Origin of the sequence: Micromonospora sp. SL1-18, from assembly GCF_047921505.1 — a bacterium.
Classification (GTDB): domain Bacteria; phylum Actinomycetota; class Actinomycetes; order Mycobacteriales; family Micromonosporaceae; genus Micromonospora.
The window spans coordinates 40,237-63,326 of record NZ_JBLROA010000011.1 but is presented as its reverse complement, the minus strand read 5'-3'; the positions used below and the strand labels follow the sequence as shown (position 1 = coordinate 63,326).

Genomic DNA, 23,090 nt, shown 5'->3' with positions numbered 1-23,090 from the left:
AGACATGTCAGATGAGTCAACGCTGCTTGTTAGGCGCGTCGCGGTGTGATCGAATCGGATTGCCACGCGAGGAGTGCCATGCGAGAAGTGCCGGACTACTGGCGCATCGCCGACGATGTGATCGCCGACGTCAGGACCAAGAAGTTGAAGCCGGGGGACAAGCTGCCCTCTATCGTCGAGCTGCGCGATCGATACGACGTCAGCCACGGGACCGTGCAGATGGCCTATGCCCGCCTGGAGGCATTGCGGGTGATCCGGCGCCAGCAGGGCAAGGGCGTCTTCGTGACCGACCCGAAGACCTGGATGCGGGAGCCCTGACACTGACGCCTGCCGAAGCGTCGACCGTTCGGGGGTGGCGAGGCGATCAAGCCGGGTGCAGGCTAATGAATGTGAAGACCTTCGTCGGCGTGACGGACGAGAAGTGGTACCGGTTCCTGGCCGCGCGTCTCGGCCTGACTGAGGTCAACTTCTGGCGGCCCTCCGGCGGAAGCTTCCGTGCTCTCACGCCTGGTGAACCCTTCTTCTTCAAGGCGCACTACCCGCTCAACCGGATAGTCGGAGGAGGCTTCTTCAGCGGTTTCACACAGCTGAAGATCTCCGAGGCGTGGGAGTTGTTCGGCGAGGCGAACGGTGTCACCAGCCTGGACGAGATGCGCCGCAGCGTCGGCCGCTACCGCAAGCAGCCGATTGGACTCGACGAAGATCCGGTCATCGGCTGCATCTTCGTCCGCGACAGCGTCTTCTTCCCCGATGACTCGACTGCCGACCCGCCTCCGGGCTTCGCGTCCAATGTGGTGCAGGGCAAGACGTACGACCTCGCCGACCGGTCGGTGGCCGGGTACTTCGATCTTCTGCTGCACCGCCTCCTAGGCGTGACCGTCGACTTGGACCTCAGCGAGCCGTGGCATCGACCCGGGCCGGTGTACGGTGACCCGCGGCTCGTGCCGCAGCGCCTCGGCCAGCAGTCGTTCAAGGCCGTGGTGCTGGGTGCCTACGGGCGGCGGTGCGCCATCACGGGTAACAAAGTCCAGCCGGTGCTACAGGCGGCTCACATCCGGCCGCTTCCGCAGGGCGGGGAGCACCGGATCGACAACGGACTGCTCCTAAAGTCAGACGTGCATATCCTCTTCGATCGGGGATACCTGGGCGTGGACCCGAAGTGCCGGTTGATGGTCAGCCCTCGGTTGCGCAGCGAATTCGGCAACGGCGACCAGTTCTACGCGAAGGCCGGTACCCCCATCGTCGTGCCAGAGCGGCGGGCTGACCGGCCCAGCGCCGAGTTCCTCGAGTGGCACCTGGACACCGTTTTCAAGGCTGCCTGACCCTGGCCCGATGGTGCGATCACACCATGGCGGAGAGTGCTGATGAAGCTTGTGGAGAGCCTGGGTGCGCAGGTGCCGGCGCTGCTCGGTGTCCTGGTCGGCACGGTTGGCACCATAATCGCCACGACTGTGAACGAGCGCGCCCGCTGGCGGCGGAGCCAGAGCGTCCGGTGGGACGAGCGCCGGCTCGACGCGTACGTCGACTTCACCCGGGCGGTCAAGGAGATCCATGCCGTGGCGACCCAGATGCTCGGCAAACATCGGCCCGGGGCGCGCAGGCCGCCGCTGGACCGGGACGAAGGGCTGGCCCGGCTGGCTGAGGCGGATGTCCGTCACACCCTGACCTGGGAGGAGGTCCTTCTGCTCGGCGACGAGGTCACCGTTCGCGCTGCCTCCGGGTGGCGGGATGCCGTCCGGGACATCGAACGGGCCGCACGAGCCCTGCCGGCTCCGCCAACCGGCCTTCCTGAGTTGATCTGCCGCGCCGACGAGAGGCGGGACGACTTCTACCGCGCCGCGCGCGACAGCCTGGGTGTCCGCGGCGGCACCGTGGACCAGGTTCGGCGTCCGTTGACGGTGCCGAGTGCAGCCGAGTCGGGGATACCGGTAGCCCGAGGTGGATCCGACCGGCGCCGTCGGCAACCGACACCACCCGCTTCGAGTTCTTCCCAGGTGTCGTAGTCGTACGGGCTGCCCGCCGTCACGATCCCGATGCCGTGCATGCGGGCCACCGTAGCCACCTTTTCGACATCCTACGGCTTCTCCGGAGGGCTTCAGGCCGCCTCTTTCGGGGGATCTTCAGGCAGGTCACTGGCGAGCGGTTTGTCGCTCTCGGAGACGTTGTCGTCGCGCATCCTCTTGCTGAGTAGATCTTCGATCCACTTCGCGGCATCCTTCTGCATCGACATCATCCGCTGCAGGGCGTCGGCCAGCTCCTGGTTCCTCGCATTGTCGGCTCCGCCGGCCAGCGGGCACTCGACGTGCCGCTGCAAAATCGTCACCCACTGGTCGCTGAGCTGCTTGGCGCTCTGCGCTCGAGTCAGGTGTAACTCTTGCTGGTGCTTAAATTTGATGCGTTCGTCCCAGTGCGGCCGGATCGTCTCCCTGACCGGGTCGTCGAGTTCCACTCGGACGTGAGGTTCGCACACAATCACGCTTTCGCCCCGCTCGTAGCGCCACGGGCCCAATTTGGAAAGGTGTCCCTGCAGTTCCTCTTCGAGTTCCTGCGCCTGGTCCGCTTCGAAGCTGCGGGCGCGATCCGCCGCGATCCGCCGCAGGCTCTCGATCGCTTGCGGCATGAAATTCTGCACCGACCAGCTCAAGAAGTCCGGGCTCACACCCTGAGACGACCAGGTGAATGTGGCGTGGATGTTGAAGTGGTAGACGTAGCCACGAGCGTGAACCGGGATCGGTTTCGGAGCCTGAGACTGTAGGGTGAGTCGGCCGGGCAGGGGTGGTGGCGAACTCGGCGTCGAAACAAGCTCCAGCTGGCGCAGCAGGGCGATCAGGCGCGGCCACATCTTCATCGACCACCTGCCGGCCAGCGCTGCGGCCTTCTTGGCGACCTCCAGCCCGAGGGCACCCAACTGCCGCCAGTGCTCGGCGGAGGTTGACGGCCCAATGGGGACCTTTGTCATGCCACCCTCCTTCATCGCTGATTGGTCCACGCCGGCTGCTGGCCGGGGGCGGTTTCCTTCTGCGGCGTAGGTGTGACGCAGGACGGATCAATGATGAGGAGCTCTCGCGCGTCAGTGCGCTGAGCAGCCTTGACTCGTCTGCCGGAGTTTTATGGCCGATCTGTTCTGCACGGTAACAAGGAGCGACCGCGCGTTGTCAGTCGTGCCGTGCGACCGAGCGTTCGACTCCGACATTTCGACAATCGGCTCGAATCGCATATTTCATCCCCACCGCGAACTCGAGCCGAGGGAGGTTGGCGCTTATCGTGCGTCAGGCGGACCGATACGGTATGCAACAGTCTTCGCCCACACCTGCGCCGCTGCTCCGGGAGCTCATCGACATCCCGGAGCGGGAGCGTGAGCGACTTCGTGCTCAGGCTGCTGCGCGGCGAGCCGGTGGCCCGCGGCCGTGACGAGCTGGCGTCGCTGGTCGCCGCCTTTCGACAAGACCGCCGACGTCATCGTCCGCCACCTCGTCGGCAAGGCTACCTCGACGCCGACTCGAGCATGCTCTTCATCGGGCCGGAGGCCGAGGCTCGTTTCGGACGCAGGCACTTCATGGACATGCTCGCGGTGTTCACCGCACCGCCCCAGTTCACCGTGCTGTCGGGCCGCACCGAGATCGGCCGTACCGATGCGGCGCTACTCGCCGCGAAGGTGCAAGGGCCCCGACTGCTGCTCGGCGGACGCAGCTGGCGGGTCACCTTACATCGACTGGAAGCGCCACCGCTGCTTTGTTGAGCCAGTGGAGAGCGGGGAAAGCGGTACGGATCGAGCGTCTGGCCTGACCCCCGTCATGGATGCACTGGCCGGGGATTCCCATGTGTTTGAGGCCGCGCCGCCAGCCGTACGCCAATCAGGGTGCGGTCACACCATGCGGCGTACGGCCGGCGGCATTCCATCGGACCTGGCCCTCAGTGCTGCGGGAAGTCGGGGAAGTGGCAGACGGGGCGCTGCGCACTGCCGTCGACGTCGGTGACGGTCACGCCAGGGCCCGAGGGGACGACGTTGCTGTTGAAGACCGTGATGTTGGCGTCCTGGGCGGTGGAGTGGGTGTCGTCCAGGTAGACGTTGTTCAGGGTCAGCCCGAGCGGGCGGTCGGCGTCGAAGCCGTAGAACGAAGACTCGGCCTTCGCTGGCGAGTCGACCGCGACTGCACCGTTGACGACGATGTCGGTGAACTGCGGGATCAGCGTGCCCTTGTTCGTGGCATAGAACGGCGTGAAGACCAATGGGTACTGCACCCCGGTCATGCAGGTGTTCTCGTAGGTGACCCGCTGGACCAGGCCGCCCCGGGTGGGATCGCTCTTGATCCGAATGCCGTTGTTGAACGTGCTTTCGTTTCCGAAGCTGTCAGTGCCGCTGATTGTGTTGTTTCGCACCAGGATGTTGCTGATGCCACCGTTGGTTTCGCTGCCCATCGAGATGCCGTGCGTGCCGTAGAAGTGGTTGTTCTCGATGGTCATGTTCGTGGCGCTGGAGCTGCCCGCCTTGATCGCGATGCCGTCGTCGCCAGATTGGATCCAGGAGTCGCGGATGGTGACGTTCGTGCCGCTCGGGTCGACGCCGTCGGTGTTCCGCGCGTTGGCGGGGGCGTTGATCCGGATGCCCCAGACGGTGAGCCCGTCTCCGGTGTAGCGGAGGTGGAACTGCGCCGCGTTCGCCAGCTCGATGTTGTAGACGGTGAAGTCAGTGGCGTTGTTCGCCTGGATCAGCCGCGGGTTGTTCTGCTTGCCGCCGTCGGCCTCGGCCTGCCTCGCGATTTCCCACCAGGTCTGGGTGCTGCCGTACATGGGGAGGTCGCCACGCCCGTCGATCACGCCCATCTGGCCGCGGGCGTTCGCACCGCTGCCGGTGCCGGTGCCCATGATGCCGCCGTGTGCGCTTTTTGAAGCGATCGTGATGAAGGGCGAACAGCCGTCGCCGGCCTGGGTGATCGTCCCGCACTGCGACGTCTTGTTCGCGACCTGGTAGTTGGCGGGGTTTCGGGAGGCGTACAGGGTGACGCCATGGCGGATCAGCAGCACCACGCTGCTGCCGATGGTCAGCGGCCCGGACAGGAAGGCGCGATTGCCCCCGTCACTGGCAAGCTCAACGGCTCCGCCGGTGCCGGCGCAGCTCTTGAGCGCGGCCTGGATGCGCGCCGTGTCCGGCGGGGCCGCCTCCAAGCTGTCGCTGAAGGTCCGATTGGAGGTGGAAAGCTGCGCCCGCAGCGTCGTGCAGATCGGCGGCAGTTCCGGTCGGGTGACCGTCCGGGTGTCACCGGTGGCGATGGGAACGGCCGCTGGCTCGGCGCTCGGAGCAGCCGGCGGAGCGTCAGCGGCAAGGGACGGCTCGGCGTACGCGATGGTGGCGGTGAGTAACCCGGCCACCGCCAGGGCGCTGGTGCGGCGAAGATACGACCTCCGCATGGGAACCCCTCCTTACGGGGTGAGGACTGAAAGCCTTTGCATCACGGGGTGGGAAAACCTTTACACCGGCCGTAGCCTGCGTCAAGACTCATTGAGGATGATCTTGTTGTCGAATTCGAGGCGGCGGTCCGGTCGTGTCGGCTCGCTGCGTCGCTGTGGTCGCTTAGCATCGCAGCGTGCCTCTTGACCGTCGCGGTGCGCTGGGCGCCGCCGCCGCTGTGGCCGCCGGGCTTGTCGGAATGGTGGGCTGTGAGCCGGCGCGCCGATCGTCGACCGCCCGGTCGGCCACGTCGGCCCGCGGCACGTCGCCTACGGCGTCCGGTTCCACATCGGCCGCAGGTGCCCCCGGTCTGCCCTCGCTGCCGGCGGAGATCAGCAGCGGGCCACGGGAGCGGCCGAACGTGGCGCTGACCTTTCACGGCCAGGGGGAATCCGACCTGGCCCGCCAGTTGCTGGCCGAACTCGAACGTGGCGGCGCGCGGGTCACCGTCTTTGCGGTCGGGACGTGGTTGGCCGAGCAGCCCGCGATGGCCCGACGGATCCTCGAGGGCGGCCATGAGCTGGGCAACCACACCGAGAATCATCGCGACATCAGCCGGATGACCCCGGCCGAGGCGTTCGATGAGATCAACAGGTGCGCGCAGCGGATCAAGAAGCTCACCGGTTCCGTCGGCACCTGGTTCCGGCCGTCGCAGACCCAGCACGCCAGCGCCATGATCCGCGCCCAGGCCAACCGGGCGGGCTATCCGACGTGCGTGTCGTACGACGTGGACTCGCTTGACTACACCGACCCTGGCTCGGCCGCGGTGGTGCGGACGACGCTGAACCAGGTCAGGCCGGGCTCGGTCGTCAGCCTGCACTTCGGTCACCCCGGCACGCTGGCCGCCGTAGGGCCTGTCCTCGACGGGCTCCGCCAGCGGGGGCTGCACGCCGTGACGATGAAGGAGCTGCTGGACTGATGCCCGTCGTTCGGTTGTACCGCCGACTCATGGCGGCGGCAAGCCTGGCCGCCCTCATGCTGGTCGGCGGCTGCGGCGGGGACACGTCCGCGGACACCCGCGGCGGTGACGACACCGTCATGGCCACCATGCCGCCGATGACCGCGACGCCGACCGCTTGGCCATCCGCGAGTACGGCGCCCGCCGGCCTGCTGCCGGGCATGCCGCTGCCGCTCGACCCGCACGACCTGTATGCCGCCGATCGCCCCGATCTGCTGTCCGACGCGGTCCGTCACGATCTTCCACGGGTCTACGTACCCAACAACCGAGGCTCCAGCGTCTCCGTGATCGACCCGGCGACCTTCACCGTCATCCAGACGGTCAGGGTCGCGGCGAGCCCCGAGCACGTCGTCCCGTCCTGGGACCTGCGGACGCTCTGGGTCAACAGCGACCGGGGCAACACGCTCACGCCGATCGATCCGGCGACCGGCCGATTCGGGCGGGCCGTACGGGTCAACGACCCGTACAACCTGTACTTCAGCCCGGACGGCAAGTGGGCGATCGTGATGTCCGAGGCAGCCCACCAGATCGTCTTCCGGGATGCGCACACCATGGCCGTGCACAAGGCGGTGCCGGTCAGCTGTGACGGGGTCAATCACGTCGACTTCTCCCCCGACGGGCGCTACTTCATCGCCAGCTGCGAGTACTCCGGCGATCTGATCAAGGTGGACACCGAGAAGGAACAGGTCATCGGTCAGTTGCACCTGAAGGCCGGGCACCCGATGCCGCAGGACGTCAAGATCTCTCCCGACGGTCGGACGTGGTACGTCGCCGACATGCACACCTCGGGCATCTGGATCCTCGACGGTGACGCCTTCACCCCGCCGCGCTTCATGGCCACCGGCGCCGGCGCCCACGGGCTCTACGTCAGCCGGGACTCGAAATACCTGTACATCACCAATCGGGGCGAGGGCACGATATCCCTGCTGGACCTTGCCACCGGCAAGCTGGCCACCAAATGGCGGATCCCCGGTGGCGGCAGCCCTGACATGGGCGGGCTCTCCGCCGACGGCACGATCATGTGGATGTCCGGCCGCTACCACGGCGTCATCTACGCCATCGACACCCGCGACGGCCACCTGATCCGCAAGATCAAAGTAGGTGCCGAACCGCACGGCCTGCTGGTCTGGCCGCAGCCCGGCCGCTACTCACTCGGCCACACCGGCATCATGCGCTGACCACGTTAGTTGGGGTTGTCGAGGATGGCGCTGAAGCGCTCCTCGGCCAGGTCGAGCTGGGCGAAGATGTGCCGCTTCACCGGCACGGACAGCGGCGTGTCCGGCCGGGCGATGAGGTCGCGGAAGACCGGCACCAGCGGCCGGTACTTGGCAGCCGACCGGGCCACCTTCGGGCCGACCGTGTGGATCACGCCCACCCCGTTGTCGGTGAAGTCCGACACCTTGATCACCCGGGCCCACGGCTCCCGGTCCAGGCTCGCCGCGACGTGCTCCCGGTACTGGACGTGACGGTCGCGTCCCGGGTCGTACGCCGGGTTGGTGACCGCGCCGACCAGGCGGGCGACCCGCGGGCCGAAGCGGTCGGCCAACGCGGCCAGCGCCGCCGCCGTGGGGTCCTCACCGACGGCTACGGGCCGCTGCGCGGCGTCGGCGAGCTGGAGTTGTCGCCAGGCGTCCAGGTCGGCGAGCTCCATGGGGTGGTCCTCGACCGCGTCGTGCAGCAGGCCCGCCACGATCACGTCCACGTCTCGCACCTGGTAGTGGTGCATCATCCGGATCGCCACCCGAAGCAGGTGGTTGAGGTACGGCTCGCGGACCCGCCGGTCGTCGCGGTGCAGGTCGGCGGCGAGGTCGAGGGCTGCGGTGAGCCGTTCGCGGGCGGCGGCGTCGAACGCCCGGATCTCCAGGCGGAACCGCTCCAGCAGGCCCGGTTCGCCGTGGATCTCGGTGATCGCGTGCATCGGCATGCTTGCCAGGTACGCGGGAAACGTCATGTGATCCTTATAGCTGATCTTCGCTGCCGGCGGGATCCGTCGTCGGTCATCCGACGGCCGTCAGCCGTTCGAGAGCCGCTTGACCAGGCGGACGCTCGTCCCCTCTGGGGTGCCGACGATGGTCGCCTCATCCATCACCCGCGCCATGATCAACCGCCCTCGGCCCCGGTCGGTGTCGGGCCCGGCCGCGGTCTCCCGCCAGCCGCCGTGGTCGCGCACCTCGATCTCCAACCGGTCGTCGCGCAGTTCGGCGCGGAGGGTGAAGATCCCGTCGGCGGTCAGTCGGTAGCCGTGCTCGATGGCGTTCGCGCACGCCTCCCCGGTGGCGATGAGCACCGTCTCGACGTCCCACTCGTCGACGCCGAGGGTGTGCAGCCAGCCGCGCAGGCGCTCCCGGATGGGCGCGAGCTGGCCCGGGTCGGCCGGTACGGCGGCGGTGAAGACGGTCTCGGCCGGGTGCCGGCGGGTCGGCGGCTCGCACCGCTCCTCCGGATCCAGGGGTATCCGGTGCGCCGTGCTGATCGGGTCGTCGGCCGCGAAGGGTGTGGTGGCGGCTGTCCCGTCCTCCACGTTCGGCCCCCGTCCCACGTACGTCCCCCGGGCCTGGCCGCTCGCCGGCGCTGTCACTGCCCGTTGTCCTATTGTCCCCGGTGAGGCCGCTCTTCATTCCTCGATCCGGGTTCGTCTCGGCCGGGCGAACGTCCCGGTGCGCCGGCCGGCCGAAGCTGTGCCGGCCCGGGTGGATCCGCCCGCGGGTGACAATCGGCGGATGGACCGGGTGTTGAACCTGCTGATGGTGCTGCCGCCGGCCCTGGTCCTGGCCCTGGTCTTCCTGCTCCCGGCGCTGGAGGCGTCGACCCTCCTCGGGCTGGTCGTACCGGGAGAGGTGGCGGTGCTGGTCGGCGGCGTGGCCGCCAACGAGGGGCGGTTGCGGCTCTGGGCCGTGGTGGTGGCCGCGATCGCGGGGGCGGCGCTCGGCGACCAGGTCGGCTACCTGGTCGGCCGCCGGTACGGCCGTCGGCTGCTCGATTGGGTGCCCCGCCGGTTAGTCCGTCCGGACCGCGTGCGCCGAGGGCTGGACCTGATCCGCCGCCGGGGCGTCGTCGCGGTGGTGCTGGGCCGTTGGGTGGCGGAGTTGCGCACGCTGGTGCCCGGCCTGGCGGGGATGAGCGGCATGCCGTACGGCGCTTTCACCATCGCGAACATCGCCGGCGGCATGCTCTGGGCGGCGACGACGGCCGTGCTCGGCTACCTGTTCGGGGCGTCGTACCGGCTGCTGGAGCAGCGCCTGAGCTGGGTCAGTGAGGCGTTGCTGGCCCTGGTGGTGCTGCTGGTGCTGCTTCGGGTGATCCGGGCCCGTCGGGCCGCCCGCTGGGCCGCCCGACGGGAAGGCGGCAGATCCGCCGGACAGCCCTGAGCCGGCGCCCCGAGGGGGACGCCGGCCTGGTCAGGGGAGTGATCAGCCGGAGCCACCGCTCACCCCGGCGCCGCCGGCTGCACGGATGATCGCCGTGCTTTGCTACTCGACGGAGCAGGGGGAACCGTCGATGGTGCACGCCTCGGGCGCCTTCACGCGCGGATTCCGCTCCCGCACGTCGAACCGGAACGTCGTCGACCCCTCGGCCGGCACTGCCGGCCCGGTGAAGGTGACGACCCGCCCGTCCTGCCGCCACTCTGCCCAGTTGACGCTGTTGATCGCGTCCCCCTCGCCCAGCGTCACGACCACGGCCCAGCCCTGCTTCGCCGTGCTGCCCGGGTTGGTCACGACCACCTCGCCCCGGTAGCCGAAGCCCCGGTCGGCGACGGTCTGGTAGCGGGCGCTCAGCCGAGCGGCCGGCGTCCGGGTCGCGCTGGACGTACGGGTCGGCTTGTGGATCGGTGCCGGGGTCGGCGCGTCGCTGCTCCGGGCTGCGGTCGGTGCGGTCTGCGACGGGGCGGCCGAGGGCGTACGGCTGGTGGGGGTCGGCACCAGCAGCGGAGCCGACTGCGGCGTGGCCTCCGGGAGCCGCGGCGCCGGCCGGGTCAGCCACACCGCCGCCCCGGCGGCCAGGGCGAGACACGCCATGCCCCCACCGATCACCCCTGCCCGCCGGCGTCCGGCGTGGGTACGGACGTCGCCGAGCAGCCGGACGACGGGCAGTTCCGCGGTCAACCCGCCCTCGGCGCGTCGCAGGTCGACGCGCTGGAACGCCAGCCAGTCGAGGATGGCCGGCAGGCGTACGGTCACCGCCTGCTGGTGGTACTCCGAGCGGCGAGCGCGCTGGTCGGTGTCCCACTCGCCGTGCACCAGCACCTCGCGCAGAGACAGCCGGCAGCCGTGGCCGGCGGGGACGATCTGGCAGGTCAGCCGGGTGCCCCGGTCGCCCTCCCGGCAGTCCAGCACGTACCGCTCCGGCGCCTGCCGCTCGACCACCGTCGCCTCGACATCGGCGTCGAACCCGGGCAGTTCCGCCGTACGCAGCAGCAGCCGATCCGGCTGGTCCGCCTGCGGTGCGCTCTCGGCGAACCACTTGGCGAGCAGCGCGTGCTCCGTCAACGCCCGCCACACCATGTCCGGCGGGTGGAACAGGTCGACCTCGATGTCGATCTCGATCACGCGCAGACTCTACGGTCGGGCGTGCCGCCGTTCCGGGCGGGGATCCCCGCCGCCGCGTCACCGCGCCGGCTGCTCCGGGCCGCCGTTGTGCCAGCGGGCGCGCCACGCTGCCTCGCTCGTCTCGTACCTGGTCTTCTCCTCGTACACGGCTTGGCGTAGGGCGTTGCGGGACTCCGCGAACGCCACCACCTCGACGACGGTGAGCCCGACGCAGATGACGGTCAGCAGGCTGAGCGCGCCGAGCGCCGGTATCAGGCCTCCGGTGAAAAGACCGACCGCGAGCGCGGCGAGCACGCCGACCCGTGTCCAGGTCACGGTCCCCAACGTGCGCAGTTGGAACGCCAGGTCGGCGGCCAGGTAGAGCATCACCCCGCCGAACAGCAGCTGTACGGACGAGCCGCGTCCCCGTTCGCCCAACCCGCCCACCGGGTCGGTGATCGTAGCCACCAGCTCTTCCGCGCCGATCGCGAACAGGATCACGCCGGCGACCATCGGCAGGTAGAGGTAGGCGTACGCGTCGCGGGCCATCGCCATCCGCGGCGGGCCCTGGGTGCCGTGCAGCGCGATCCGGGCGGCCGGACCGATCATGTCGAAGTGCGCCCACCACAGGGCCGCCGTGAAGAGGATGCCCATCATCGCCGCCACGATGGCCGCCCAGGTCACCGGCTTGCCGAGCAGGTTGCCGCCGACGCCGACGGAGATGACCGACTCGCCCAGCGCGATGATGAGGATGAGGTCGTATCGTTCGGTCCAGTGCTCGGCGGAGGTGACCTCCCAGGCCCGGGTGCCGGTCAGTAGCCCGCTGGCGTACTGGACGACGACGACGGCGATCCACAGGCCGTCCCGGAGCCGCAGCCCGAAATGCGGATCCGAGATCTTCAACGGGAGCAGCGCCGCGAACAGCAGCAGGACGGCCGTGATCACCATTTCGGGAAGGAGCGGGAGCAGTTGGCGGCGGGCCCCCGGCTGGCCTCGGATGGCGTGCACGTACAGCACCAGGTGCACGGCGCGGAACAGCACGTAGCTGATGGTGACCAGGATGGGCCCACCCACGGTGCGCAGGCCGCCGTCGAAGGTCTGCGGTAGGGCCAGCGCGAAGGTGAACAGCGCGATCATGCCGACCACCATCAGCGCCGGGACGAAGCCCTCGCCGAGCCGGAGCCGGGCGGCGACCATGCTGTGCACCACCCAGCACCACCAGAGCACGGCGAGTACCAGCATGGCGTGCAGCAGCTGCGGCCCGCCCACGTTGGTGGCGGTGGCCCGGGTGATGATGAAGAACGACACGACGAAGACGAGGTCGAAGAAGACCTCGAACTTCTCCACCCGGGCGGCCGGGGCGACCAGGATGGCCGGCCCCAACCCGCCGTGCCTCCGGTCGCCGCCCACCGGACGAGTCTCGCAGCGCCGGAACGGCCACGGGTCGGAATCGGCGCACGCCCACCCGGGGCCCCGGGTCTCAGCCGCCCAGTCGCTGGCGGGCGAGGAACTTCGGCACCACCATCCGCCACGACTCGGTCACCAGCTCGGTCATCCGGTCGTGGTCGAGCCGGTCCAGGTGGCAGCACACCCAGTTGAACCGCAGGTCGGACGGGCGGGGGAGGAAGAACAGGTCCGGCTCGGCGGCGATCAGGGCGTCCCTTTCCTCCTTCGGGTAGCCGAAGCCCATGGTCCGCTCGTCCTGGCTGAACGCGACGTAGACAATGGCGCCCACCCGGAACTTGATCCGGTCGCGGATCAGGTGCTCGCTGGTGCGGGGGAGAGTCCGGGCCAGGGCGCGGACGTCGTCGACGGTGACCACGGGCCCGACCGTAGCGCCGACCGGTGACATTCTCAGGTCGTGCCTTCGGCCGTCGGGGCCGCGTGGGCGAGCGCGGCCCGGAGCGTGTCGACCATCGAGGTGTCGGGGTGCTCGATCCCGTGCTGGGTGGCGACACGTACGGTGGCCAGGAAGGTCGCCGCCATGATCCGGGCACGCAGCGCCCGGTCGGGGCCGGTGAGCCGCTGGGCGAGTTCACCGGCCAGTTCACGTTCGATCGTGGCGTACGCGGCGGCCTGATGCGCGAGTAGGCCCGGGTGCCCGTGCAGCCGACGGCGGCGGTTCAGCCAGGACATGGCGCTGCCGTCGTCGTAGAACTCGGCCGCCAGGTGCAGGGCGGCCCGGCTCAGCGCGGCCCACGGCGCCTCGTCGGGGGCTTGCGCGCGCAGCAGGTCCAGCAACCGACGCAGCCACCTGGTGTCGCTGTGGAAGAGGGCCTCCTCCTTGCTGGAGAAGTAGTTGGAGAACGTCCGCCGGGAGACGTTCGCGGCGTCGGCGATCGCTTCGACGGTGACCCGGTCCGGCCCCTGCTCGGCGGCGAGGCGCAGCGCCGCCTCGTGCAGGGCGAGGCGGGTCGCCGCCTTCTTGCGTTCCCGCAGCCCCGCTGCCTCATCCATGGGGCCAGGGTACGCGAGACGTGATCCTTTTCTCAACGGGCAAACTTGCCTGATGCGCAAAACTCCCTGATGCTTGCTTGAGGCAACCAACCGCGCTGGGCTGCTTCACCCGCGACCTCTTCACCCGCGACCTCGAGGTCGCCCTCGCACACCACGACAACCAGGAGGACGCGCGATGAGCGCACCCACCGCAACGGCCGAAGCCGCACCGATGAGCCGGCGGCAGACGCTCGAAGCACTGAGTGGCCTGCTGCTGGTGCTCTTCGTCGCGATGCTCAGCAGCACGGTCGTCTCGATCGCGCTGCCGAAGATCATCGGCGCGCTGAACGGCTCCCAGACCCAGTACACCTGGGTGGTCACCGCGACCCTGCTCACCGCCACCGCCAGCACCCCGATCTGGGGCAAGCTCGCCGACCTGTTCAACAAGAAGCTGCTGATCCAGATCGCTATCGTCGTGTTCCTCGCCGGCTCGATCGTCGCCGGCTTCGCGCAGAGTGCCGGGCAGCTCATCGCCGCCCGCGCGTTCCAGGGCATCGGCGTCGGTGGGCTCCAGGCCCTGGTCCAGGTCGCCATCGCGGCGATGATCCCGCCGCGTGAGCGGGGCCGCTACAACGGCTATCTGGGCGGCGTCATGGCCCTCGCGACGGTCGGTGGACCGCTGCTCGGCGGCCTCATCGTCGACACGTCCTGGCTCGGCTGGCGCTGGTGCTTCTTCGTGGGGGTGCCGGTCGCCGTCGTCGCGCTGATCCTGCTCCAGGCCACCCTGCACCTGCCCACCGTCCGCCGGGACGACGTCAAGATCGACTACCTCGGCGCGAGCCTGATCGCCGCCGGGGTCAGCGTGCTGCTGATCTGGATCTCGTTCGTCGACGACTCCTTCGCCTGGCTCTCCTGGCAGACCGCCGCGATGGTCGGCGGCGCGCTGGTCCTGCTCGCCCTGGCGATCTGGGTCGAGTCGCGAACCGCCGAGCCGGTCGTTCCCCTGAAGATCGTCCGCGAACGCACCACCGCGCTGGCCATCCTCGGCAGCCTCGCGGTCGGCATGGCGATGTTCGGCGGCTCTGTCTTCCTCGGTCAGTACTTCCAGATCGGCCGCGGCTACAGCCCCACGGAGGCCGGCCTGCTCACCATCCCGATGATGGCCGGCGTCCTGCTGTCGTCGATCGTCGCCGGGCGACTGATCACCGCCAGCGGGCGGATCAAGCCCTACATCGTCGCCGGGTCGATCATCCTGGTCGCCGGGTTCGCCCTGCTCGGCACCATCGACCACGAAACCCCGCTCCTCGTCCTCGGCGCCGCCATGTTCATCGTCGGCACCGGCGTCGGCATGACCATGCAGAACCTCGTGCTCGCCGTGCAGAACACCGTCGCACTCAAGGACATCGGTGCGGCCAGCTCCAGCGTCGCGTTCTTCCGCTCCCTCGGCGGCACCATCGGCGTCTCCGTGCTCGGTGCCGTCCTCGCCCGCCGGGTCACCGAGCGGATCACCCACGACCTCGCCGCCGCCGGCATCCCGACCTCCGGCAGCGGCGGCGGCAGCAGCACGCTCAACCTCGGGGCGCTGCCGACCCCGGTGCAGCACATCGTCCGCGCCGCGTACGGCGACGCCACCGGGCACATCTTCTTCATCTCCGCGGCCATCGCCGTCGTCGGCATCATCGCCGCGCTGCTGCTCAAGCCGGTCACCCTGCGGTCCAGCCTCGACCTGCCCGACGCCGCGCGGTCGGCCGCCGTCGCGGCGGACGCGGTCGACGGCGCGCCCGCCTTCGACCAGGTGACCGTCGACGCGACGGGCAAGGAATCCGCGCGTCGCTGACCTTTCCCCGGGGCGCGGGGCCGTCGCCGGACGGCGTGCCACTCCCGTCAGTCCCGGTTCCACACCCGGCTGCGACGCCGGGCCGGCCTCCGATCCCGGCCCGGCGTCCAGCTCTCCGCCCGCCTGCCGGGTGTGGGATCAGTGCCAACGGGAAGGCATCGCCGTCACCGCACCGCGTACCGCTCGTGCGCCACCACGTCGGGAGAGGCCTTGGGCGCGAGAACTTTCATGGTGGTCGGAGGGACCAGCGGCCTCGGCCTGGCGGTCGCCCGCCTACTGGTCGAGGAGCATCAGGTGGCGGTGCTCGGCGACGTGCCCGACGAGGTCGCCGCGGTCACGGACGACCTGTCATGCGCCGGGATCGTCTGTGACGTCTCCTCCTACGACCAGGTACGGGACGCGTTCGCCGAGGTGGTCGACCGGTACGGCGCCGTCGACGGCGTCGCCGCCTGCGCATCGGTGTGGGCGGGTGGCGACCTGGCCGACCTCTCGCCGCAGCACATCCGCCGGGCGGTCGAGGTCAACGCGCTCGGCACCACCTACGTGTTCAAGGAGGCGCTGCACCACCTGCACCGGCAGGGCTTCGGCAACGTGGTCTACGTCGGCGCGATGGCGGTGACGAAGGCGCGCCCGGGCATCCCGGTCTACCGGGCCACCAAGAGCTACGGCAGCAGCCTGGTCGAGTCGCTGGCAGAGGCGCAGCACAGCAACCGGATCAAGGTCATGCAGCTGCACCCCGGACCGATGCCCACCCGCCTGCAGGAGCGGGTGGGCGACGAGTTCCTCGACCAGATCTACGCCGGGCCCGAGCAGGTCGCCGGCGAGATCGTACGACTGCTCCAGCTCGCCCCCGACGACCTGTACGTCTCCGGCGAGCGCGTGCTGCGGGCGGACGGGCGGTGGTGACGGAAGCAGATTCATAGATAAGGACCTTTACTGTTAACAAGGTTTAATTTATGTTCGTGGCAGCTCCACGTGTCGCCTCCGAAGGAGTTGCCGCCATGCGTCGAAGAATCAGCGTCCCGCTCCTCAGCACGGGCGTCGTCGCCGCCACCCTGGCCGTCGCCACCCCCGCCCAAGCCCATGGTTACGTCTCCTCGCCGCCCAGCCGCCAGGCGCTCTGCGCGCAGAACCGGGTGCCGGACTGCGGCCAGATCAAGTACGAGCCGCAGAGCGTCGAGGGCCCGAAGGGCCTGCGCAGCTGCCACGCCGGGATCGCCCAGTTCGCCGTGCTGAACGACGACAGCCGCAACTGGCCCGCCACCTCGGTCGGCAGCTCGGTCACCTTCACCTGGGTCAACACCGCCCGCCACGCCACCAGCAACTGGGAGTACTGGATCGGAAACACCCGGGTGGCCGCCTTCGACGGCGGTGGCCGCCAGCCCGACGCCACCGTGTCGCACACCGTCAACCTCGGCAGCTTCTCCGGCCGGCAGAAGCTCCTCGCGGTGTGGAACATCGCCGACACCGCCAACGCCTTCTACTCCTGCGTGGACCTGCAGATCGGTGGGGGCGGAGGTGGCCCGACGCCCACTCCGACCCCGACCAGCCCGTCGCCGACCCCGACCGCGAGCCCGACAGGTTCACCCGCCCCCGGCGGCACCTGGACCGCCGGGCATGCCTACCAGGTCGGGGACCAGGTCACCTACAACGGCCTGACCTACCGCTGCCGCCAGGCGCACACCGCGCTCCCCGGTTGGGAGCCGCCGAACACCCCGGCGCTGTGGCTGCAGGTCTGACCGACCGGGCGCGGCCACGGCCGTCGTGCGCCGCACCCGGGGCCGTCCTCCGGCGCCGCGATCGGCGCCGAGGCATCCGTCGCCCACTCACCGCCGTCCTGGCGGTGATCCTGCTGGCCGCCACCGGCTGTACGCGGCCGTCGGGGTCGCCTGCTGCGCGGGTGGCCCCGTCCGGGGCGGTCGTCGACGCGCCGGCCAGCGGAATCGACGTGCTGTTCCTGGCCATGATGGTGGCGCACACCGAGCAGACCCTGCAGATCGTCCGGCTCGGGCTCGACCGCGCCGCGAACCCGGAGATCCGGACGCTCATCGCCGCCATCGAGGTCACCGAGACCGACGAACTGTCCAGCATGCGCGGCTGGCTGCGCGACGCCGGGCCCTCAGCGGTGGCCGCCGCCGCCCGGCACGACCACTCCGGGCACAGCGACGCCACCGTCGGGCTGGCCCGGCTGCGCGCCGCCCCGGCCGCGCAGGTGGACCGGGTGCTGCTCGACGTGCTCGGCGCGCACCAGCGCACGGCGGCGAAGCTCGCCCACGAGCAGCTGAGCGTCGGCACCAGCGCCAGGGTGCGCGAGCTGGCCCGGCGTATCGAACAGTCGCGGAGCGCCGAGGTCGCGCTGATGGCGAGGCTCGCCTCCGCGCCGCTGGCCGGGCCGTGAGCAGGTGGCCGGGCGGCCGGTGGGGCCGCCCGAGCCGGGCGGCGCCCCGCCGCCCCAGCCGTTCAAGATGGCCGCGTTGATCGACCGCGTGCGGCGACGAACGCGTGGTCGTCCACCCCCCCCCAGGCCCGCCATCACCGCGCACGCGAAGCCGGCGAACAGCCCCGCGGGTGTGCGGGGTCAGCCCGCGCGAGCACCGCGCCGCGACGCCGGCGGCGACGCAGGTCACGTCGCCGGGCCGGGCCGGCGGGCGCAAATCCGAGGCGAAGTGTCGGTGGCGGTCGGTAGGCTGCCGTGCGGACGTCGCCCGTTACCGCACGCGACCCCCCACGCACGATACGCGTGGTGCCGCCACCGCCCCCGCAACCATCGGATTCAGGAGACCTTTTGTGACCCAGCAACCTGTCGCGACCTCGGACAAACTCGACGGCGCGGTGCTCAAGGTGGCGGGAGTCGTCGTGCTCGGCGCGATCATGTCGATCCTCGATGTGACGGTCGTCAGCGTCGCGATACCGACGTTCATGCGGGAGTTCGACGCGTCCTACGCCCGTGTCGCGTGGACGATGACCGGCTACACGCTCGCGCTGGCCACGGTGATCCCGCTCAGCGGGTGGGCCGCCGACCGGTTCGGCACCAAGCGCCTCTACATGACCGCCCTGGCGCTGTTCACCCTCGGGTCCGGGCTGTGTGCCACCGCCGACACGATCGGGGAGCTGATCGCCTACCGCGTACTGCAGGGACTCGGCGGCGGCATGCTCATGCCCCTGGGCATGACGATCATGACCCGGGCCGCCGGCCCGCACCGGATCGGCCGGCTGATGGCCGTCCTCGGCGTCCCGATGCTGCTCGGGCCGATCGGCGGCCCGATCCTCGGTGGCTGGCTTATCGACACCGCCAGCTGGCACTGGATCTTCCTGATCAATCTGCCGATCGGCGCCATCGCGCTCGTCTACGCCCTGCTGGCGCTGCCGAAGGACAACCCCGAGCCGTCGGAGTCGTTCGACTTCCTCGGCATGCTGATGCTCTCGCCGGGGCTGGCCCTTTTCCTCTACGGCGTCTCGTCGCTGCCCGAGGCCGGCACGATCGCCGAGACCAAGGTGTGGCTGCCCATGCTGGTCGGCGCCGCGCTCGTGGTGGGCTTCGTCCTCTACTCCTTCCGGCCCCGACACCCGCTCGTGGACCTGCGTCTGTTCGCCAACCGCAACCTGACCATCGCGGCGGTGACCCTGGTCGTGTTCATCATCGCGTTCATGGGTGCCGGCCTGCTGTTCCCGAGCTATTTCCTGCAGGTCCGCGGTGAGTCGACCCTGACCGCGGGCCTGCTGATGGCTCCGCAGGGCATCGGCGCGATGCTCACCATGCCGATCGCCGGGATGCTGGCCGACCGGGTGCCCGTCGGCCGGACGGTGCCGTTCGCGCTGATGCTCATCGCCGCCGGGTTCTTCACCTTCACCCAGCTCGACGCGAGCACCTCGTACTGGCTGCTGGGCGGCTCGCTGTTCGTGATGGGCCTGGGCATGGGCGCCGCGATGATGCCGATCATGACGTCGGCGCTGAAGACCCTGCATGCCCAGGAGGTGGCCCGCGGATCCACGCTGGTCAACATCCTCCAGCAGATCGGCGGTTCGGTCGGCGCCGCGGTGATGTCGGTGCTCCTCACCAGCGAGCTGAACGGCTCCCGGCTGATTCCCGGCGTGACGGATCCGAGCGGCAAGCCGATCACCGAGGCGGGGCTGGCCATCGCCGCGCAGCAGGAGCCGGCGCTCACCCAGCAGTTCCCGGTACCTCAGGCGCTCATCGATCGTGGCCTCGACTTCGCGGCCAGTTCCTTCGCCGCCACCTTCTGGGTGGCGTTCTTGCTCGTGCTGGTCACGTTCATCCCGGCCGCGTTCCTGCCGCGCCGGCGCGAGCGGCCGGACCCGCACGGCGGCCCGCAGGCAGAGCAGCCGTCGACTCCCGTGGTCATCCACTGAGTCACCGGGCGGGCGTCTGGCGTGCCTGACGGCCCGGCCCTCGTCCCGGACACCCGCTCGAGGGCGGTGATCAAAAGATCACCGCCCTCGAGCCGTCTCTCGCGCGCTCAACAATCCATGGACAAGTCTCGATGATGTCGGTACTGTTCCCTCACCTCGGTTGCAATGATGCATATCCATATCCGGAGGTGCGTGTGTTCAGGAGTCTCACTCGAGGTCGGGCCGGCGTCGCAGCGCTGGCCGCCACGATCGTCCTCGCCGCCCCCGCCGCGGCGAGCGCCGCGCCGGGCGCAACGGCGGCGCCATCGGCCGGCGACGTCACGGCGGCGGTGACCGCCAGGCTGCTCGACCAGGCGGCGAACGCCGCCGACCCGGGGCTGCGGTCCGCCGGCACCGACGACACCCGGGTCACGGTCACCCGCCGCGGCGGCCAGGCGTGGGCATTCGGTACGGCCGTCATCGTCGCCCCCCACAAGGAGGGCGTCTACCCGGCGGGCTGGGTGTTCGTGGCGCACCGCGAACGCGCCGGCTGGCGGGTCGCCTTCGACGGGGAGGCCGCCTTCGCCGCGCTCGCCGAGAGTGCGCCGGCCAACGTGGTGTCGCCGCAGGAACGCGACGTGTTCACCGGCGTCCAACCGACGTACGCCGGCGGTGACTACCGCACCGGCATGCGCCTGCCGTACGGGCTGGGCCAGTCCTGGTACTTCACCGGCGGGCCGCACGGCTGGGGCGGCAACGACACGCCGTGGAGCTCCATCGACCTGTCGGGTGGCGACCAGCGGGTGCTGGCGGCTCGCGGTGGCACGGCGTACACCATGTGCACGGGCTGGATCCGAGTCATCCACGACCGCGGCTACGCCACCGACTACTACCACCTGTGGAACAGCATCAGCGTCAACGGGGCGAGCGTGGGCGAGGGCGCCTACCTTGGCGACACCGGCACCGATGTCACCTGCGGCGGTGCGGCCAGCGGACGGCACGTGCACTTCGCCCTCCGGCAGAACAACGCCTACGTGCCGATGGTCGGGCACAACCTCGGCAAGTGGGTCATCTGGAGCGGGAGCGCCACCTACCAGGGGTACGCGCTGCACGGCTCCGCGCAGGTCAACGTCGGCGGGGCGCTCTACAACTACGGCGCGCTCGGGCTGAACCAGGGGATCATCGACGCCAACGGCGGCGGCACGGTCAATCGGCGTAGCGGCCCCGGCACCGGCTACGGAGTCGTCGGCTCGGTCGCCGACGGGGCCACGGTGACGGTGGCCTGCTCGGCCAACGGCACCACGCACAGCGGGCGGTGGGGCACCACCTCGCTGTGGAACAAGCTGACCGACGGCACCTGGGCCAGCGACGCCTACATGTGGACCGGCTCGGCGGGCGCGATCAGCGGCTGGTGCTGAGCGACCGGCCACCGGTCGGCGGAGCGCGAGGCTCCCGGCGAGGCGACGTCGTCAAGATCCGACGCCTCGGGGCCGGGAGCCTCGTCGCCGTCCCTCCCGAAAATCCGCTGCTCACACCGCTCCGGCGCGGCCCTCGACCGGTGCGACCGGCCGGTGGCCGCCGCGCGGCGTGCGCCGGCGTCACCACCGGTCATCGTGCCGTCCGCCGGCCCCCGAGCCGTTCGTACACTGACGCCGGTTGTACGTCCGCCGAGCACCCGGGTCCCGCCCAGGGCGCCGCGGCCGAGGGGAGGAACGGTTGATGGGGAAGCAGGCCGGGCACGGGACGGCGGAGACGCGCGCCGGCGCGATCGGGTTCCCCCGTCACGGGACGAGCGGCCCGCTCAACGCCATCACCGACGTGCCCGGCGTCGAGGTGGGGATGCGTACGCTCATCGTGGGCGACGGGCCGCTGCGGGTCGGGTACGGGCCGGTGCGTACCGGAGTGACCGCCATCCTGCCCCGGGGCCGAGCGGGCCTCGGCGACGGCTGCGCCGCCGGGGTGCACGTGCTCAACGGCAACGGGGAGATGACCGGCACCGCCTGGATCGCCGAGAGCGGGATCCTGTCCACGCCGGTCGTGCTGACCAACTCGCACGCGGTCGGTGCCGGCCACCGGGGGGCGATCGACTGGATGCTGCGCGAGCGCCCGGACACCGACGTCTGGCTGCTGCCGGTCGTCGCCGAAACCTTCGACGGTTACCTGAACGACATCAACGGCGACCATGTCCGCCCGGCGACCGTCGTCGCGGCGCTCGACGCCGCCACGGGCGGCCCCGTCCGGGAGGGGTCGGTCGGCGGCGGCACCGGAATGACCTGTTACGACTTCAAGGGCGGCACCGGCACGGCCTCACGGCTGGTCCGCTTTGCCGGCGTCACGTACACCCTCGGCGTGCTTGTGCAGGCGAACTTCGGCGCCCGCCCCGAGCTGACGATCGGCGGCGTGCCGGTCGGTCGGCTGCTGGGCGACGAGTGCCCGGTGCCACGCCGAAGGCTGCCGCCGGGGGCGGGGTCGGTGATCGCCGTCGTCGCCACCGACGCCCCGCTGCTGCCGGGCCAGTGCGCGGCCCTGTCCCGGCGCGTGCCGCTGGGGCTGGCCCGTACCGGCACCAGCGGGTCGCACTTCTCCGGCGACCTCTTCCTGGCCTTCTCCACCGCGAACCCGGGCGTGCTCGCCAGCCGCCACCCCGGCCCCGACACCGAGCATCTTGAGCAGCTCCGGTTCGTCCCGTGGGGGCAGCTGGACCCGTTCTACGAGGCGTGTGTACAGGCCGTCGAGGAGGCCGTCGTCAACGCGCTCGTCGCCGGTAGGGACATGACCGGGCGGGACGGTCACCACGTACCCGGGTTGCCGCGCGCCCGCGTGGCCGAGCTGCTGCGCGCCGCCACCGGGTGACGCCCCCGGCGGTCGGCCGCGCCGGCAACACCGGCTGCGACATCGCGGTCGAGGCGAGACCCGGCGCCTGGCTCGCCGTCCGCGCCCCCGACCACGCCGTCCGGCGCTACGCCGTGTTTCGGAAGTATCGTAGGTGGCAGGCATGCTGTGGGGCTGTGGGAGGGTTTACCGCGTTCCGGTTCACCGTCGACGCGTCACCGTCGCAGGTGGTGGTGTTGGCCCGTCATGCGGGGGCGTCCCGGTTCGCGTTCAACCAGTGCCTGGCTCTGCTGAAGGAAGCCCTGGATGCGAAGCGTCGGGGCGTGCCGGTGGTGGTGCCGTGGTCGGGTTTTGGCCTGATCAACGCGTTCAACTCGTGGAAGTGCTCGGCTGCGGCGGGTCGCCGGTTCGTGGCCGATGCGGCCGGTTCGGTCGAGGTCGTGGCGACGGGGGTGGCGTGGCGGGCGCAGGTGTGTGAGGAAGCCGCCGTCGACCTGGGCCGTGGCCTGACCGCCTGGGCCGAATCGCGGCGGGGGAAACGGTCGGGCCGTCGGGTGGGGTTCCCGACATTCAAATGCAAGACCCGCACCCGGTCGTCGTATCGGATCCGCTGCACCATTAAGGCGGGTCGGGCAAGCATCCGGGTGGGAGATCCCACGGGGGGACCTCGCAGTGTCTGTCTGCGGAGATCGGGGTCCTGAG

The 23,090-nt window shown here is 70.3% G+C and carries 23 protein-coding genes; 15 read left to right on the top strand and 8 right to left on the bottom strand.

What is annotated here, in order from left to right:
• Positions 1–78 precede the first annotated feature (78 nt).
• The 3 genes from ACNAW0_RS07390 to ACNAW0_RS07380 all read left to right on the top strand — a co-directional run bounded on the left by ACNAW0_RS07390 (position 79) and on the right by ACNAW0_RS07380 (position 2,003).
• Complete coding sequence (locus ACNAW0_RS07390) at positions 79–318, top strand: winged helix-turn-helix domain-containing protein (RefSeq protein ID WP_416286978.1); 240 nt, start codon at positions 79–81, stop codon at positions 316–318.
• Between the two features lie 71 nt (positions 319–389).
• Positions 390–1,322 (top strand): HNH endonuclease, encoded by a 933-nt coding sequence (locus ACNAW0_RS07385; RefSeq protein WP_416286977.1) that lies wholly within the window; start codon positions 390–392, stop codon positions 1,320–1,322.
• A gap of 42 nt (positions 1,323–1,364) precedes the next feature.
• Positions 1,365–2,003, top strand: coding sequence for a hypothetical protein (locus ACNAW0_RS07380; protein ID WP_416286976.1), 639 nt, complete (start codon positions 1,365–1,367; stop codon positions 2,001–2,003).
• Between the two features lie 92 nt (positions 2,004–2,095).
• Here ACNAW0_RS07380 and ACNAW0_RS07375 read toward each other — a convergent pair whose 3' ends face one another.
• Complete coding sequence (locus ACNAW0_RS07375) at positions 2,096–2,959, bottom strand: hypothetical protein (RefSeq protein WP_416286975.1); 864 nt, start codon at positions 2,957–2,959, stop codon at positions 2,096–2,098.
• Between the two features lie 396 nt (positions 2,960–3,355).
• On the opposite strand from ACNAW0_RS07375, the gene ACNAW0_RS07370 reads away from it, so the two are divergent.
• Complete coding sequence (locus ACNAW0_RS07370) at positions 3,356–3,739, top strand: hypothetical protein (RefSeq protein WP_416286974.1); 384 nt, start codon at positions 3,356–3,358, stop codon at positions 3,737–3,739.
• Positions 3,740–3,912: 173 nt separating this feature from the next.
• Here the strand turns inward: ACNAW0_RS07370 and ACNAW0_RS07365 are convergent, their stop codons facing one another.
• Positions 3,913–5,409, bottom strand: coding sequence for a glycoside hydrolase family 28 protein (locus ACNAW0_RS07365; RefSeq protein WP_416286973.1), 1,497 nt, complete (start codon positions 5,407–5,409; stop codon positions 3,913–3,915).
• Between the two features lie 239 nt (positions 5,410–5,648).
• On the opposite strand from ACNAW0_RS07365, the gene ACNAW0_RS07360 reads away from it, so the two are divergent.
• Both ACNAW0_RS07360 and ACNAW0_RS07355 read left to right on the top strand, forming a co-directional pair.
• Positions 5,649–6,368 (top strand): polysaccharide deacetylase family protein, encoded by a 720-nt coding sequence (locus ACNAW0_RS07360; protein ID WP_416287053.1) that lies wholly within the window; start codon positions 5,649–5,651, stop codon positions 6,366–6,368.
• Positions 6,368–7,585, top strand: a complete 1,218-nt coding sequence (locus ACNAW0_RS07355) for a hypothetical protein (protein ID WP_416286972.1) — start codon at positions 6,368–6,370, stop codon at positions 7,583–7,585. The genes ACNAW0_RS07360 and ACNAW0_RS07355 overlap by 1 nt, the downstream gene beginning before the upstream one ends.
• Before the next feature lie 5 nt (positions 7,586–7,590).
• Here the strand turns inward: ACNAW0_RS07355 and ACNAW0_RS07350 are convergent, their stop codons facing one another.
• Together ACNAW0_RS07350 and ACNAW0_RS07345 are read right to left on the bottom strand one after the other, a co-directional pair.
• Positions 7,591–8,358, bottom strand: coding sequence for an HD domain-containing protein (locus tag ACNAW0_RS07350; RefSeq protein ID WP_416286971.1), 768 nt, complete (start codon positions 8,356–8,358; stop codon positions 7,591–7,593).
• A 60-nt stretch (positions 8,359–8,418) separates the two neighbouring features.
• Positions 8,419–8,985, bottom strand: coding sequence for an ATP-binding protein (locus ACNAW0_RS07345; RefSeq protein WP_416286970.1), 567 nt, complete (start codon positions 8,983–8,985; stop codon positions 8,419–8,421).
• A gap of 142 nt (positions 8,986–9,127) precedes the next feature.
• Here ACNAW0_RS07345 and ACNAW0_RS07340 point away from each other — a divergent pair, with 142 nt between their 5' ends.
• A complete protein-coding gene (locus ACNAW0_RS07340) occupies positions 9,128–9,775 on the top strand; it encodes a DedA family protein (RefSeq protein ID WP_416286969.1) in 648 nt (215 codons plus the stop codon).
• A gap of 102 nt (positions 9,776–9,877) precedes the next feature.
• Here ACNAW0_RS07340 and ACNAW0_RS07335 read toward each other — a convergent pair whose 3' ends face one another.
• From ACNAW0_RS07335 to ACNAW0_RS07320, 4 genes are all read right to left on the bottom strand, one after another.
• Positions 9,878–10,954, bottom strand: coding sequence for an SRPBCC domain-containing protein (locus ACNAW0_RS07335; protein ID WP_416286968.1), 1,077 nt, complete (start codon positions 10,952–10,954; stop codon positions 9,878–9,880).
• A gap of 57 nt (positions 10,955–11,011) precedes the next feature.
• Positions 11,012–12,343, bottom strand: a complete 1,332-nt coding sequence (locus tag ACNAW0_RS07330) for a low temperature requirement protein A (RefSeq protein WP_416286967.1) — start codon at positions 12,341–12,343, stop codon at positions 11,012–11,014.
• A gap of 70 nt (positions 12,344–12,413) precedes the next feature.
• Positions 12,414–12,755 carry an MmcQ/YjbR family DNA-binding protein gene (locus tag ACNAW0_RS07325; RefSeq protein ID WP_416286966.1) on the bottom strand — a complete coding sequence of 114 codons (342 nt, stop codon included), beginning with the start codon at positions 12,753–12,755 and terminating at the stop codon, positions 12,414–12,416.
• A gap of 32 nt (positions 12,756–12,787) precedes the next feature.
• On the bottom strand, positions 12,788–13,390 hold the full coding sequence (locus tag ACNAW0_RS07320; RefSeq protein ID WP_416286965.1) for a TetR/AcrR family transcriptional regulator: 603 nt from the start codon (positions 13,388–13,390) through the stop codon (positions 12,788–12,790).
• A 175-nt stretch (positions 13,391–13,565) separates the two neighbouring features.
• Between ACNAW0_RS07320 and ACNAW0_RS07315 the strand changes: the two genes are divergently transcribed.
• From ACNAW0_RS07315 to ACNAW0_RS07280, 8 genes are all read left to right on the top strand, one after another.
• Positions 13,566–15,206, top strand: coding sequence for an MDR family MFS transporter (locus tag ACNAW0_RS07315; protein ID WP_416286964.1), 1,641 nt, complete (start codon positions 13,566–13,568; stop codon positions 15,204–15,206).
• 210 nt (positions 15,207–15,416) lie between these two features.
• Complete coding sequence (locus ACNAW0_RS07310) at positions 15,417–16,112, top strand: SDR family NAD(P)-dependent oxidoreductase (RefSeq protein WP_416286963.1); 696 nt, start codon at positions 15,417–15,419, stop codon at positions 16,110–16,112.
• A 95-nt stretch (positions 16,113–16,207) separates the two neighbouring features.
• The gene (locus ACNAW0_RS07305; protein ID WP_416286962.1) at positions 16,208–16,945 is read left to right on the top strand and encodes a lytic polysaccharide monooxygenase; all 738 of its coding nucleotides are present in this window, start codon (positions 16,208–16,210) and stop codon (positions 16,943–16,945) included.
• A 161-nt stretch (positions 16,946–17,106) separates the two neighbouring features.
• Positions 17,107–17,604, top strand: a complete 498-nt coding sequence (locus ACNAW0_RS07300) for a DUF305 domain-containing protein (protein WP_416286961.1) — start codon at positions 17,107–17,109, stop codon at positions 17,602–17,604.
• A gap of 389 nt (positions 17,605–17,993) precedes the next feature.
• On the top strand, positions 17,994–19,577 hold the full coding sequence (locus tag ACNAW0_RS07295; RefSeq protein WP_416286960.1) for a DHA2 family efflux MFS transporter permease subunit: 1,584 nt from the start codon (positions 17,994–17,996) through the stop codon (positions 19,575–19,577).
• A gap of 194 nt (positions 19,578–19,771) precedes the next feature.
• Positions 19,772–20,974, top strand: coding sequence for a peptidase M23 (locus ACNAW0_RS07290; protein WP_416286959.1), 1,203 nt, complete (start codon positions 19,772–19,774; stop codon positions 20,972–20,974).
• A 301-nt stretch (positions 20,975–21,275) separates the two neighbouring features.
• Positions 21,276–22,409, top strand: coding sequence for a P1 family peptidase (locus ACNAW0_RS07285; RefSeq protein WP_416286958.1), 1,134 nt, complete (start codon positions 21,276–21,278; stop codon positions 22,407–22,409).
• A gap of 155 nt (positions 22,410–22,564) precedes the next feature.
• Entirely contained in the window at positions 22,565–23,089 is a 525-nt protein-coding gene (locus ACNAW0_RS07280) for a helix-turn-helix domain-containing protein (RefSeq protein WP_416286957.1), read from the top strand.
• Position 23,090: the final 1 nt, after the last annotated feature.

Coding starts and splice junctions, on each gene's coding strand:
- ACNAW0_RS07390 (WP_416286978.1), top strand. CDS start 79: ATGCGAGAAGTGCCGGACTACTGGCGCATCGCCGACGATGTGATCGCC.
- ACNAW0_RS07380 (WP_416286976.1), top strand. CDS start 1,365: ATGAAGCTTGTGGAGAGCCTGGGTGCGCAGGTGCCGGCGCTGCTCGGT.
- ACNAW0_RS07375 (WP_416286975.1), bottom strand. CDS start 2,959: ATGACAAAGGTCCCCATTGGGCCGTCAACCTCCGCCGAGCACTGGCGG.
- ACNAW0_RS07365 (WP_416286973.1), bottom strand. CDS start 5,409: ATGCGGAGGTCGTATCTTCGCCGCACCAGCGCCCTGGCGGTGGCCGGG.
- ACNAW0_RS07360 (WP_416287053.1), top strand. CDS start 5,649: ATGGTGGGCTGTGAGCCGGCGCGCCGATCGTCGACCGCCCGGTCGGCC.
- ACNAW0_RS07355 (WP_416286972.1), top strand. CDS start 6,368: ATGCCCGTCGTTCGGTTGTACCGCCGACTCATGGCGGCGGCAAGCCTG.
- ACNAW0_RS07350 (WP_416286971.1), bottom strand. CDS start 8,358: ATGACGTTTCCCGCGTACCTGGCAAGCATGCCGATGCACGCGATCACC.
- ACNAW0_RS07340 (WP_416286969.1), top strand. CDS start 9,128: ATGGACCGGGTGTTGAACCTGCTGATGGTGCTGCCGCCGGCCCTGGTC.
- ACNAW0_RS07320 (WP_416286965.1), bottom strand. CDS start 13,390: ATGGATGAGGCAGCGGGGCTGCGGGAACGCAAGAAGGCGGCGACCCGC.
- ACNAW0_RS07315 (WP_416286964.1), top strand. CDS start 13,566: ATGAGCGCACCCACCGCAACGGCCGAAGCCGCACCGATGAGCCGGCGG.
- ACNAW0_RS07305 (WP_416286962.1), top strand. CDS start 16,208: ATGCGTCGAAGAATCAGCGTCCCGCTCCTCAGCACGGGCGTCGTCGCC.
- ACNAW0_RS07285 (WP_416286958.1), top strand. CDS start 21,276: ATGGGGAAGCAGGCCGGGCACGGGACGGCGGAGACGCGCGCCGGCGCG.